Genomic DNA, 11,818 nt, shown 5'->3' on the forward strand with positions numbered 1-11,818 from the left:
AAAGTCTACCAGATGCAGTCAGGTAAGCGTCGCTGGATTCCTGATGCTGAAACTTTCAATGCAATGGGATTAGATTGGTCTAATATCAAATATTTGCCGATAGAGGATGTAGATATCGTTCCTTTAGGGGAAGATTTGCCATCTAGGAAAGATGATGGTAGCACTAATAACAGAAAGCCTGTTATTACTTTCCCAGATTTTCAAATGGGTTATGGTACGAGCTTTAGTCTACAAACCTATGCAGACAGGTTGCAAATTTCCGATCCTGACGGCGATGCTATTCAATTCTACGAAATTTCAGTTGATCCAACCCGTATAGACATGGAAGCTTCGACGCTGGAAGGTCAGCCCCTCGGAAAATATCTTATTCCTGCTGACCAATTTAATACCATCAAGTTCTATGGTTCTGTTCTCGGCTCAAATCCGGTAGTTATCCGCGCTTTCGACGGCAAAGAATGGAGCGATCCCAAGTCTTTCAACCTTACTGTTGTACCTAGTAGTAACACTGGTGGCGTTGCAATAACTCCTGGCAATGGTGGTGGAAATACTGGAAATACAGGTAATACAGGCAATACGGGTAATACGGGTAATAATCAGTTTAATATCGGTGACAACAATCAAAATAGTTTACAACTAATTTATACCAGTAGTAGCAACAATAGTAATAATGTTGTTAGAGTCGTTCCCGAAAATTTTGTGGGTTTTTTGCCACGAAATTCAATTAGAAAAGGTGATCTATCTGGTTGGCTGTACTCCTTCAATTTTAACGGTCAAGAACGTTCAATTCTAGTTCCAGATGCTCCACAGATAAACAGTAAAACTAGCTGGCTAAAGGAAGAGTTACAAAAAAATAATTTGCTACAGCAATATTCGGATATACAATATGGTGAAATTACCTTACTTTCTGGCACAAATATTGCATTAATGTTCTTAGATGATCGGGTTATTTTTAGTACCAAATTAAACGATCAAGTAGTACGCAATAATGCTCGTTATTCGGGAGCAAAGAGCTATATTGATGCTATAAATAGGGGAGCATTAACTCAATCAGATTATCATCAATTATCTCCCGAAGCATTCGTGGAATATCTAAGAGCAGGTACTTCCATATCTTCGAGTCTAGTTGAGACAAAAAAGTTTGCAGATGCACTTCTTCAACCTTCACCAATGGTTTCTTTTGAAACAATTAAGGAAATGAAGCGACTTGCTGACAATGAAGGAGCTATTTACAAAAATAAATATCCTAACTTGTGGAAGGAATTTGGAGCTTATGGTTACATATTAGACTCCTATAATTCTAGTGACAAGGATTTGATTTTGTCCATGCTTTTATACCTTAATGAAGAGCAAGAAGCTAGACAATTCATATATGATACAGGAGAGAATTTATCAGGTTCTGCATCAGTAGGTGTTAGCGAAAGTAAAACAAAGGTTAAATACTTAGAAAATCTGTTTGCCTTATCTGAATCCTATTTCAAGATTCAGAAAGAAGATCCACGCAAGCGTAATGAGATTACTCAACAGGAGTTTATAAAGCTGGCTCTTAAGCTTGCATCAGACAAGGCAAGCACTATTTACAGTCTGTCTACTGCGGACGATACGCAAAAAGAATTGATTACTACTCTTATGACAACATCTGCCAGCGCAATAGGAAAAAGTATTGGTGGAGCCCTCGGTGGCCCGGGAGGAGCAGTAGTAGGAAGTTTTGCTGCGGATCTTGCTGCTAGGTATGCTGCACCTCTAGTCAATGAAGCCGTCAATGATGCTAAGAAAGCAATCAGTGTTTTTGGAAATCAATTAAATGAGTCACAGATATTTAATCCTTTCAACCCAGATATTAATCTTATAGATTGGCTTTTTAATCCAAAATATGCGTTTTGGAATCCAAATAGGGAAATAGGAAACTTTAGATGGTAGTACCCTAACTAGGATACTGGTTAAGTAATCCCATAAACCTGAAATAAGCGTTTTCTTGGAGGTAGTTTTTGGGGACATGGGCGATCGCTCTTTTTGCATCGTGCCGATTGATCGCCCTTTACAACTTTTTCTCAGGGAAGGGCGATCGCTCTTTTTGGTGTGGAAAGGTCGATCGCTCTTTTGGGATGGAAAGGTCGATCGCTTTTTTTACGAATCGCGCGATCGATATTGAGTCAACTTTTCCATAGTACAATTAAATTATGTTGCCTAATATTTTATCTGATCGCCTCGATCGCATCCAGCCACCCATTCCACTCCCCTCCACTCATGTCCCCCCCTTCTTAAGGGGGGTTAGGGGGGATCTGGCCTCAAAAATCACCCTCAATCAAACCCAACAACTCCCCACAAACCCCCTCAAAACTCTGCAACACCTCAACATTCGTAAACCTGACAACCTTCAATCCATACCCCTCTAAAATCCCCGTTCTTTCTGCATCATATAGTTTCCCTTGTTCGGTAAAATGACTCTCCCCATCAATCTCAATTACTAACTGTAAAGCCGCACAATAAAAATCTACAATAAAATTGTCGATGGGGCGCTGTCTCAAAACTCGCAAAGGGAAATTTCTGAGAAAATTTTGCCACAGTTTTTTTTCTGAGGGAGTTGAATTTTTTCGCAGTTGTTTGGCGATGGGGATGAGTTTTGGGTTGTATGGTAGGTGGAAGTTTGAGTCTTTTAATAAAGGCATGATCTCCCTGGTGATCCTTATTAAGGGGGGACTGGATGTTGGTTGAAGTCGATGGTTGAGTCGTTTAGTCTCGGAATGATCCCCCCTAGCCCCCCTTCTTAAGGGGGGGACTGGATGTTCATTGAAATTTTGGGTTGAGTTGCTTAGTCTTGGATTGATCCCCCCTAGCCCCCCTTCTTAAGGGGGGGACTGGATGTGCATTGAAATTGTCTGTGATGGGGCGATATTTAGGGGATAGTTTCAGGATTAGTTTATCTCAAATGATGTTTACTTGACAACTAGGGATCTGGCCCCTTTTGGAATAAGTCAAAAAGTGCGATACTTCAAATTACAACCCACCAATCTCCCCTCCCTTCATGTCCCCCCCTTCTTAAGGGGGGCTAGGGGGGATCTGGCCTCAACAATCACGTTCAATTAAACCCAACAACCTCCCAAAAACCCTCTCAAAACTCTGCAACATCTTAACATTCATAAACCTGAAAACTTTCAATCTATCGCATTCGTATCCAACACATAGCGATTACCACTCATCGCGTAGATTCCTCTGCATTGTTACTGCATCTCCCCGCCAAGTTAATCGCCCTACCAAATCCGAAAAATCATAGCAGGCTTTATGCTTGCCTTCTGACGAAACCGGATTCAAAACAACTAAAATTTCCCGTTCTTTTAGCAATCGTAATCCAGCCAGAATCACTTCAGAAGCAGATGAGTACCTACCGTTTTTGACTGTTGATTGAACAAACTGCTCTAGTTCAGGAGTTAAGGATATATTCATGATGTTGAGTCACCTATTTGAGTCAACTACTACCCTCCATAATAACAAAAATTATCCAATTTTGTTATTTAACATTTTTGGCTGCGGGAAGATGGCGCGATCGCCCTTCATCTATACCAGATGCCAAACCTGCGATCGCCTTTTTGGAATAAGTCACAAAGTGCGATCGCTCTTTCCAGCCCAAAATGGCGATCGCACAACACAACATAGTCAAACAGTATTTTAAGCAGAGGGAACGCTTGACAATAGAGAATTACTGCTGAATAATTTCAACAATCTTAGCGATCGCCTCGTTTAACTTTTCAGTTTTAAGCTGACCGGCTTTATAAAGTATAATTCCTCGATCTGCGGTAAACAAGCGATTAGGTCTAATGTTGCTAATTTGGTTAAGTCCGCCCTCGCTAAAATCACTACTTTCAAGAGTGATAGCATAGCGATCGGCGATCTTTTGGCTAGTAATCTGACAAAGAATTATATCGTCTCCTGCCAAAGTTGCGATTACTAGAGCCGGTCGGCGCTTGGCTTGTGTTAAATCTGAAAATGGGAATGGAACAACTACTACATCACCTTTTACAAATTCTGCCATGCTTCATCCTCTTCTAACTTTAACCAGTCTTTTTCCAAAGAAGATTCACTGAGCAGGCTTGCTTCTAACTTATCTTTATTGTATTTTAATTTGAGGAATTGCAGGAAATTCCAAACTTCTTCTAATATAAATTCTGGAATATTCTCTACTTCCTTAAGGAGTAATTCTTTAGCGTTCATCTCATTTACCTAGAAAAATATACTAATTGAGGTCATGCGTAACTCCTATCTATTATAGCATCCTTGAGATTAGCAGCTCATCGCGCAGATTCCTCTGCCTCCTCTGGCTCAACATCAGCAACTTTAGCCAATTATAGCAGGATCGCCTTGCTTGTAAGCGCAGATAAGCGATCGCCCTTTTGGAATAAGTCAAAAAGTGCGATTCCCTACGGGATAGCTTCGCACGCGCTTACTTCAACTCATTCTATTCTTCTACATTTTCAAATTCATCCATTTGCAATGTATACTGCAATGCCACCTGTAATCTTGATACATAATCTGCTGAAAGAGTGCCCATTTTTTTGATTAATCGCTCTCGATCTATCGCTACTATTTGATAGCAAAGCACGACTGAATCTTGTGGTAAACCACCTTCACCAGTCGGCAAAATAATTGTCCCTGGTATTTTAGCACGCCGCAGATTACTTGTTACGGGAACTACGATGACTGTTGTAGTAAAGCGGTCTAATGTATCTCGCTGTACAACAATGACTGGTCTAATTCCTGCTTGTTCTGAGCCTCTCGAAGGATTCAAATCAGCCAAATAAATATCTCCTAGCATCAGATTTTATCCAGTTGTTGAAGTCTCAGCATATAATCACTTAAGGCAACTTCTGCCAACTCTAAATCTTCTGCCGCAAACTCAGATTTTAGTACCGCAGCTTCCTCATCAGAAATGGCATCCCACTCTCGAAATAATTGCCTTTTTTTAGCAAATTTTTGATTTTGTTGAGTAGCTTGCTGTTTCTGGGCTAGATATTTCCCGATCGCCCGATCGAGTTCCTGTAACTCTAAAATTTCCAGCATTTCAAGCTGATTGACAATTTGGTTGAGGATTGCCTGTGACATCGGTTTTCACTTTTTGTGCTTGCCTACTTTGTCTATTATACAACTATTACCGTCAGTCGATTGGCGATCGCCCTTTTGGAATAAGTCAAAACGTGCGATCGCCCTTTACCCCTTTTTCTCAACCAAGAGCGATCGCCCTTTTATTTCAAGCAATTGCAAAATCAGTCAACTTCCGGTCTTCATAATGGTAAAAAGCCAGCACAATATCTTTTTGAAAAACCCCTCGATCCAGCAAATCCTGAGTCACGCCCTCCTCAGTTTCATCTCGTTCTATCCAGAGTTTACCCTCAAAAATTCGCAGATGCAGGATAGTGCTGTAAACTCGCCGATCGCCATTCCATCCAAAACTAACCAGCAAATAATGGTCGCGATCGATATCGTAAACTGCCGCCATATCGCTCTGCCCGTAACTAGGTTTGTATCGGGCATATTCGTCGATTACTTCTCGCGCGATCGATCGATACTGAGTCAACTTTTCCATAGTACAATCTCCTCTAAGTCGGGATTGAAAACAATCAAAGGGAATTGTCGTTCTTTAACAAATTCCTGAATCGACGGACGCTGAAAAAAGTTTTCATAAGTGCGTTTCGGAATGGCAAGATATAGAGTACGATCGGGCTCCAGCCGTGCCATAAAACTCGAATATAGATAGTATTGTCCAACGGCTCGTTCGAGATCGGTCACTGGGGAAGGACTGATAAATACCTTCACCTCAACAGCAATTTTTCGCTCACTCCTCTCGGCGGCAATTAATTTTTCGGCTCCTAGATCCGCGTAAACAGTCAAGTCTTCAAATCTAATAGTGAAAGGATCGTGAGTAATTGTCCAGCCGTCTTTAATGAGAGCGGCTTTAACGACATTATGGTAGATATCTGTGGCATAAACTAGCTCAAAACACCCCTCTAATCTAGTATACACTGGTGCAATAGTGCAATACAAACTGAATATCTCGCCATTGCCCTTTATTTCGGAAGCGGAAATAAAAGGCGAGATCCCTTTTGGAATAAGTCAAAAAGTGCGATCGCTTTTTGCCTATTTTTGGCTATATGGAAAGGGCGATTCACGCTCGGGATAGCTCCGCACGCGCGGTCTTGTGGATGGAGAGGGGCGATCGCTATGAGTGGGATGGAAAGGTCGATCGCTTTTCTCGACCGAGGAATCTCGCTTTTTGGTTCGAGGAGGGGCGATCATTTTTCTAAGGAATGGAGCAAATTAATCGTAGAAAAACGGGTCAAAGCCTGTGTCCCTAGAACGTCAAAATATGATAAACTTAGTAAAAGCACTCGCCTTCAAGATATCCAAGCCATGAAGCTTATTTCTTTGTCAGCACATTTTGATGGGCAATCTATTCAGCTAGATGAACCCTATAAGCTTGAACCAAACATAAAACTAATTGTCACAGTCCTCCCGGAACAATTAGCAGAACGCGAAGCCTGGTTGTGGTTGTCAAGGCATCAACTAAACAATGCTTACAGTCAGGACGATGATTACCCGAGCAATGCAATTAAAACACTAAATCCTGACTATGCAGGAAGCTGATGTTGTTCTCACCCCAATACCCCAAACTGACGGGACAACTAAAAATCGTCCAGCCATCCTTCTGAGGGAACTCCCACCTTATAGAGATTTTTTAGTGTGTGGTGTTAGTACCCAACTAAATCAACAGGTTCCAGGTTTTGACGATATTATTTCCCCCTCTGACTCAGACTTTGCTGCCAGCGGTTTACGGTCTCAATCCTTGATTCGGTTAGGTTTCCTTGCTGTATTACCTCGCAATCAAATTATCGGTTCTATTGGAGCTATTTCATCAGAGCGACATCAACGCTTACTAAAAACTCTGAGTGATTATCTTGTGAATTAGGGAGAAGGGCGATCGCTCTTTTTTTCATGGAAAGGTCGATCGCCCTTTTTTTCATCGAAAGGTCGATCGCCCTCGATCGCTTTTTCACGGGCGAAGGGCGAGATCCTTTTTGATATAAGCGATCGCCCTGACAACAACTCGCTATCTCCCAGACAAAGAACGTGCAAACTCTAAAACTTCTATCTGACGTTCGTCTGACAAACGTCCAACCATCGCAGCTAATAGCTCAGATACAGACAACCAATGCCTTTCTTTCGACTTCCAAACAACTAAAAACTGCTCGGTAGACAGAGTACACAAAGCTATCATTTCGCCAGAGCGATCGCTAAATTCTACTTCGTAATTTCCATCATCATAACAATCTACAATTGCCCCTCTAACACCTAGGTGTAAATTAGATTCAGGCAATGTTACTAACAATTCGACTGCATCAAATAATTCTGGCACGATCGTGCTTACCTCCGAACGAATAGTGTTAAATGGGGTACATCTGGTTTTTGAAGAGGGCGAAGCATGACCGCATATAAGTTATTAGTTATTATCTCATATTTACGGAGGTCATGCTTCGCCCCTACGGATATATTCGCTTGCATTGAGATACACCCGTTAAATGACTAATGACTGCTGACTAATGACTAATAACTAACAACTACCACTGCGGTTCAGAAGCCATCAAAGCAGTCGCATCATCGCTCGGTAATGGCTTAGCAAAAAAATAACCTTGGCCGTATTCGCAGCCGATCGCCCTTAACCTAGCTAATTGCGCCGCCGTCTCCACACCCTCAGCAATCACATCCATTCCCAAAGCGTGGGCCAGGGTGACTATTGTTCGGACGATCGCCACATTCTCTCCCTCACCCAACTCCATCAGCCCGACAAACGACTTATCAACCTTCAAAGTATCCGTAGGAAACCGACTCAAATAACTCAACGACGAATAACCAGTGCCAAAATCATCAATTCCCAATTTGACATTTAAGGCTTTCATCTGCTTCAAAACCCCGATCGCCGATTCGACATCATCCATCACCACACTCTCAGTAATCTCCAACTTCAAACTCTCGGCACTCAAACCCGTTTCTGCCAAAATAGCCTGAATGCGATCGACCAAATCCGGCTGAGCAAACTGCTTCCCAGATAAATTTACACTCATAATCAAAGGGCGATCGAAATCAAACATTTCCTCCCACAGTCGCAACTGCCGGCAAGCTTCCTCCAGCACCCACTCACCAAGCTGCACAATTGCCCCTGTTTCCTCAGCCACCGGAATAAACTTGACCGGCGAAATCAAGCCCCGCTGGGGGTGCTGCCAGCGCACCAAAGCCTCAAACCCAATAATCCTCCCGCTAGCCAAAGACACAAAGGGCTGGTAGTGCAGCAAAAACTCCCGACGCTTCAGGGCCATCCGTAAATCTGTTTCCAACCGCAACCTCTCCAACGCCAAATCGTGCATCGAAGCATTAAACACCTGATACCTTCCCGTTCCCAAAGCCTTCGCCCGGTACATCGCCGTGTGGGCGTCTCGCAGCAAGTGTTCCGGCTGTTCCCGGGTGGTAGTAGTTGGTTCGCCTCCCACCGCAATTCCGATACTCGCCGTGACAAACACCTCCTGCCCTCTCACGTCAAAAGGCACAATTAAAGCTTGGTGAATGCGATCGGTCAAATCGATCGCATTCCCCAGATCGACATTCCTCGCCAAAATCGCAAAATCGTCACCCCCCACCCGCGCCACAGTATCCGCGCGAGCAATACTTGCCCTCAGCCTCCGCACCACGGCCATCAACAGTTCGTCCCCTACCAAATGACCTAGAGAATCATTAATTACCTTAAATCGGTCTAAATCAATAAACAGCACTGCAAACAGATAGCTGTGGTGGCCTTTATTGTGGGCGATCGCCCGCCCCAAACATTCCACAAACAAATCCCGGTTCGGCAAACCCGTCAGACAGTCGTGAAAAGCATCGTAAAGCTTCCTGTAAGCGCTGACGCCCACACCAGTCACCACCAAACCCAAAGCCGGCGACACCAGCGGCACCCACCCACCCTCAATAAAAATCGCAAAACTAATTCCCAACAGCCCCATCAACAGCGCACCCCCAACCAATGCTGCCCTCGCCGGGTGCACAATCCGCCAAGCCACAACCCCGCCAAGCACAGCCCAAGAAGCGTTCCACAAAATTTCCGCCCATTGCGGCCAGATCCAAAACAGCGATCGCCCCTCCAAAACGGCACTCAATATTTGGCTGAGCATTTGGGCGTGCAGGATCACCCCCGGCATTTTCGGAGTTTGTTTTTGAACCGGACTGTAGGGCGTCAGAAACACGTCTCTGGTACTAGGTGCTGTCGTTCCGATCAGCACAATTTTGTCCTTTATCCAGGTTGGGTCAATTTCCCCCTTCAATACCTGCGACATACTGACTTGTCGCGCTACATTATTGGCAGAACGGTATTTGAGCAGAATTTGGTAGCCTCTGGCATCAAGATTTGCATAGCCGCCGCTGTCAGATTTTAAAGGCACAAATTCTGCTTTGCCCCAGTTGATTTGGTGGGGATGGACAGGGCTATCTGTGGGCTGCACGCTGTTTTTGAGATACAGCAAAGCCAGTTGCAGAGAAAACGACGAAACAGTAGTCTTGTTTGCTTGCGAGACTGAGAGTAAATGGCGGCGCACCACGCCGTCAGCGTCGAGCACGAAGTCGTTAAAACCGATTCGATCGGGCGGTATTCCTTGGGGCGCCGGGACTCCCGGACTTTCTGCATCGCTCATTTTGGCGATCGCCACTACATTCGGTGCTTTCAGCTTGACCAGCAATTCTTCGTGTCCCGGTGGTTGCGGCAAATCTCGGTACAAGTCCAAACCGATGACTTTTGGCTGGTACTTTTGCAATTTTGTCAAGGTTTGGGCGATCGCACCGTCGGAAACCGGAAATCTCCCCAAAGCTTGAATATCTGCCTCGGAAATTCCCACTATCAGCAGCCTCGGATCCCTGCCCGCATCGGGCTGCAAGCGTACTAACGAGTCAAAACTGCCCAATTCCCAGCTTTGCAGCCATCCCAACCGTTGAACTCCCAGATTCAGCAGCGTTACAGTAGCACCCGCCAGCATTGCAGGCAAAATTCTGACCCGGCGGCCTGGAGAACTCAGATCGAGGCCAGTGGCGACAGACAGTACAGAACGAAGATTTCGAGAGAATTTGGGAGTCACAGAAAAAATATATGGGTGCAAATTCGCTTCGCACAAGTCTGTTCCACAGAATTGAGCTTATTATGAGATTGAGTGTAATTTTTTCAGAAATTGTGCCGAAACCGAGTTTATTTAAGTTAATTACTCGATTTTGCCAAGTATTTCGGGAGGGGAAACCGGGTTGTTGAAGATTTGCCGACAAGTCCTGTTTTTTATTCCCCTGTTTCCCTAAATTCCCACAAGCGTTAAAATTTAGTCGATCGAAGTTTCAGGATATTTTTGAGATTATGGCGAATCAACTTCCGATTCCGGTGATTGTTAACGGTGCTGGTGGCAAGATGGGCCGCGAAGTAATTAAGGCGATCGCAAATGCTGATGACATGACTTTATTTGGGGCTGTAGACCGTTCTCCTGAGTGCCTCAACGCCGATGCGGGGGAATTAGCCGGATGCGGCCCGTTAGAAGTTCCGGTAACAGACGACTTGCAAGGAATGCTGGTATTAGCATCTCAGGAAAAGCAATTAGGCGTGATGGTAGATTTTACGCACCCTTCGTCTGTTTATGAAAATGTGCGATCGGCTATAGCTTATGGTATACGCCCGGTAGTTGGGACTACAGGATTGAGCAGCAAGCAAATTGATAACTTAGGTGAATTCGCTGACAAAGCCAGCATCGGCTGTTTGATTATACCCAATTTCTCGATCGGCATGGTTTTGCTACAACAAGCAGCCGTCACCGCATCTCAGTATTTTGAACACGTAGAAATTATCGAGCTGCACCACAATCAAAAAGCCGACGCTCCCAGTGGCACGGCGATTCAAACTGCTCAAATGCTAGCAGAATTGGGAAAAACTTTCAATGTGCCAGAAGTTGAGGAAACCGAAAAAATAGCGGGAGCTCGTGGTTCGGTGGCCGATGAAGGGATTCGGATTCACAGCATCCGTTTGCCCGGTTTAATTGCCCATCAAGAGGTAATTTTTGGTGGGCCAGGTCAAGTTTATACTTTACGACACGATACGAGCGATCGGGCTTGTTATATGCCGGGAGTTTTGTTATCGGTGCGAAAAGTGCTGGAATTGCGATCGCTCGTTTACGGATTGGAAAAAATACTCTAGGGAATAGGGAATGGGGGATTGGGAATTGGGGATTGGTAATAGAGGGGTGTAGATATGGCAAGACCTGATTTTGAGGATTTGGATGTTTACAAATTGGCTGAAAAGCTAGCAAATGAGGTTTGGTTTATTGTCAAACAATGGGATTATTTCACGAAAGATACTATGGGCAACCAAATTGTACGAGCCGCCGATAGTGTTTGTGCTAATATCGCAGAAGGACGCGGCAGGTACAATCATCAAGACAATCGGCGTTTTGTTAAAATTGCCAGAGGCTCTTTGTATGAAACAATCAGTTGGTTGAGATTGGCATATGCCCGAAAGTTGTTAGCAGATGAACAAGTCATAAAAATTCAACCAATAATCGATGAATTGCCACCAAAACTCAATGCTTATCTAAACTCAATTGGTGGTAAAAAAGATCGAATAAGTGATGAAAAAATTGAGATAGATCGCCAATAAAAAATCTCCCCATTCCCCATTCCCCATTCCCCATTCCCCATTCCCCATTCCCCATTCCCCATTCCCCATTCCCCATTCCCCATTCCCCATTCCCCATTCCCCATT

Annotated in this window: 18 protein-coding genes; 6 read left to right on the plus strand and 12 right to left on the minus strand. The window is 44.2% G+C overall.

Going from position 1 to position 11,818, the window contains the following annotated elements:
- A partial coding sequence (locus JGK14_RS31620; RefSeq protein ID WP_293208385.1) for a hypothetical protein occupies window positions 1–1,917 on the plus strand: 1,917 nt, incomplete at its 5' end.
- 55 nt (window positions 1,918–1,972) lie between these two features.
- Window positions 1,973–2,149, plus strand: a complete 177-nt coding sequence (locus JGK14_RS31625; protein WP_293208388.1) for a hypothetical protein — start codon at window positions 1,973–1,975, stop codon at window positions 2,147–2,149.
- Window positions 2,150–2,285: 136 nt separating this feature from the next.
- On the opposite strand, the gene JGK14_RS31630 is transcribed toward JGK14_RS31625, so the two are convergent.
- From JGK14_RS31630 to JGK14_RS31670, 9 genes are all read right to left on the minus strand, one after another.
- Window positions 2,286–2,666, minus strand: coding sequence for an endonuclease domain-containing protein (locus tag JGK14_RS31630; RefSeq protein WP_293208390.1), 381 nt, complete (start codon window positions 2,664–2,666; stop codon window positions 2,286–2,288).
- 520 nt (window positions 2,667–3,186) lie between these two features.
- On the minus strand, window positions 3,187–3,441 hold the full coding sequence (locus JGK14_RS31635; RefSeq protein WP_293177383.1) for a type II toxin-antitoxin system ParD family antitoxin: 255 nt from the start codon (window positions 3,439–3,441) through the stop codon (window positions 3,187–3,189).
- Window positions 3,442–3,505: 64 nt separating this feature from the next.
- Window positions 3,506–3,655, minus strand: a complete 150-nt coding sequence (locus JGK14_RS31640) for a hypothetical protein (RefSeq protein ID WP_293213396.1) — start codon at window positions 3,653–3,655, stop codon at window positions 3,506–3,508.
- A gap of 39 nt (window positions 3,656–3,694) precedes the next feature.
- Window positions 3,695–4,027: a type II toxin-antitoxin system PemK/MazF family toxin gene (locus JGK14_RS31645; RefSeq protein ID WP_293177389.1), complete on the minus strand. Its 333-nt coding sequence runs from the start codon at window positions 4,025–4,027 to the stop codon at window positions 3,695–3,697.
- The gene (locus tag JGK14_RS31650) at window positions 4,012–4,206 is read right to left on the minus strand and encodes a DUF2281 domain-containing protein (RefSeq protein WP_194012388.1); all 195 of its coding nucleotides are present in this window, start codon (window positions 4,204–4,206) and stop codon (window positions 4,012–4,014) included. Before JGK14_RS31650 ends, JGK14_RS31645 begins: the two co-directional genes overlap by 16 nt.
- A 244-nt stretch (window positions 4,207–4,450) precedes the next feature.
- Window positions 4,451–4,807: a type II toxin-antitoxin system PemK/MazF family toxin gene (locus JGK14_RS31655; protein WP_325315908.1), complete on the minus strand. Its 357-nt coding sequence runs from the start codon at window positions 4,805–4,807 to the stop codon at window positions 4,451–4,453.
- A complete protein-coding gene (locus JGK14_RS31660) occupies window positions 4,807–5,094 on the minus strand; it encodes a hypothetical protein (RefSeq protein WP_293177443.1) in 288 nt (95 codons plus the stop codon). The genes JGK14_RS31655 and JGK14_RS31660 overlap by 1 nt, the downstream gene beginning before the upstream one ends.
- A gap of 145 nt (window positions 5,095–5,239) precedes the next feature.
- Window positions 5,240–5,575 (minus strand): XisI protein, encoded by a 336-nt coding sequence (locus JGK14_RS31665; RefSeq protein WP_325315909.1) that lies wholly within the window; start codon window positions 5,573–5,575, stop codon window positions 5,240–5,242.
- Entirely contained in the window at window positions 5,563–6,012 is a 450-nt protein-coding gene (locus JGK14_RS31670) for an element excision factor XisH family protein (protein WP_293177449.1), read from the minus strand. Before JGK14_RS31670 ends, JGK14_RS31665 begins: the two co-directional genes overlap by 13 nt.
- A 387-nt stretch (window positions 6,013–6,399) precedes the next feature.
- On the opposite strand from JGK14_RS31670, the gene JGK14_RS31675 reads away from it, so the two are divergent.
- The gene (locus JGK14_RS31675) at window positions 6,400–6,633 is read left to right on the plus strand and encodes a hypothetical protein (protein WP_293202906.1); all 234 of its coding nucleotides are present in this window, start codon (window positions 6,400–6,402) and stop codon (window positions 6,631–6,633) included.
- Window positions 6,620–6,955 carry a type II toxin-antitoxin system PemK/MazF family toxin gene (locus JGK14_RS31680; RefSeq protein WP_293177455.1) on the plus strand — a complete coding sequence of 112 codons (336 nt, stop codon included), beginning with the start codon at window positions 6,620–6,622 and terminating at the stop codon, window positions 6,953–6,955. Before JGK14_RS31675 ends, JGK14_RS31680 begins: the two co-directional genes overlap by 14 nt.
- Here the strand turns inward: JGK14_RS31680 and JGK14_RS31685 are convergent.
- From JGK14_RS31685 to JGK14_RS31695, 3 genes are all read right to left on the minus strand, one after another.
- Entirely contained in the window at window positions 6,952–7,122 is a 171-nt protein-coding gene (locus JGK14_RS31685; RefSeq protein ID WP_293191862.1) for a hypothetical protein, read from the minus strand. The two genes, JGK14_RS31680 and JGK14_RS31685, sit on opposite strands and share 4 nt — an antisense overlap.
- Window positions 7,097–7,402 carry a DUF4926 domain-containing protein gene (locus JGK14_RS31690; protein WP_293219519.1) on the minus strand — a complete coding sequence of 102 codons (306 nt, stop codon included), beginning with the start codon at window positions 7,400–7,402 and terminating at the stop codon, window positions 7,097–7,099. The genes JGK14_RS31685 and JGK14_RS31690 overlap by 26 nt, the downstream gene beginning before the upstream one ends.
- A gap of 202 nt (window positions 7,403–7,604) precedes the next feature.
- Window positions 7,605–10,160: an EAL domain-containing protein gene (locus JGK14_RS31695; RefSeq protein WP_325315910.1), complete on the minus strand. Its 2,556-nt coding sequence runs from the start codon at window positions 10,158–10,160 to the stop codon at window positions 7,605–7,607.
- A 266-nt stretch (window positions 10,161–10,426) separates the two neighbouring features.
- On the opposite strand from JGK14_RS31695, the gene dapB reads away from it, so the two are divergent.
- The gene (dapB, locus tag JGK14_RS31700; protein ID WP_293208402.1) at window positions 10,427–11,254 is read left to right on the plus strand and encodes a 4-hydroxy-tetrahydrodipicolinate reductase; all 828 of its coding nucleotides are present in this window, start codon (window positions 10,427–10,429) and stop codon (window positions 11,252–11,254) included.
- A gap of 54 nt (window positions 11,255–11,308) precedes the next feature.
- Window positions 11,309–11,713 carry a four helix bundle protein gene (locus JGK14_RS31705; RefSeq protein WP_293177471.1) on the plus strand — a complete coding sequence of 135 codons (405 nt, stop codon included), beginning with the start codon at window positions 11,309–11,311 and terminating at the stop codon, window positions 11,711–11,713.
- Window positions 11,714–11,818: the final 105 nt, after the last annotated feature.

The sequence above is a fragment of the Microcoleus sp. PH2017_28_MFU_U_A genome, assembly GCF_020738035.1.
Lineage (GTDB): Bacteria > Cyanobacteriota > Cyanobacteriia > Cyanobacteriales > Microcoleaceae > Microcoleus.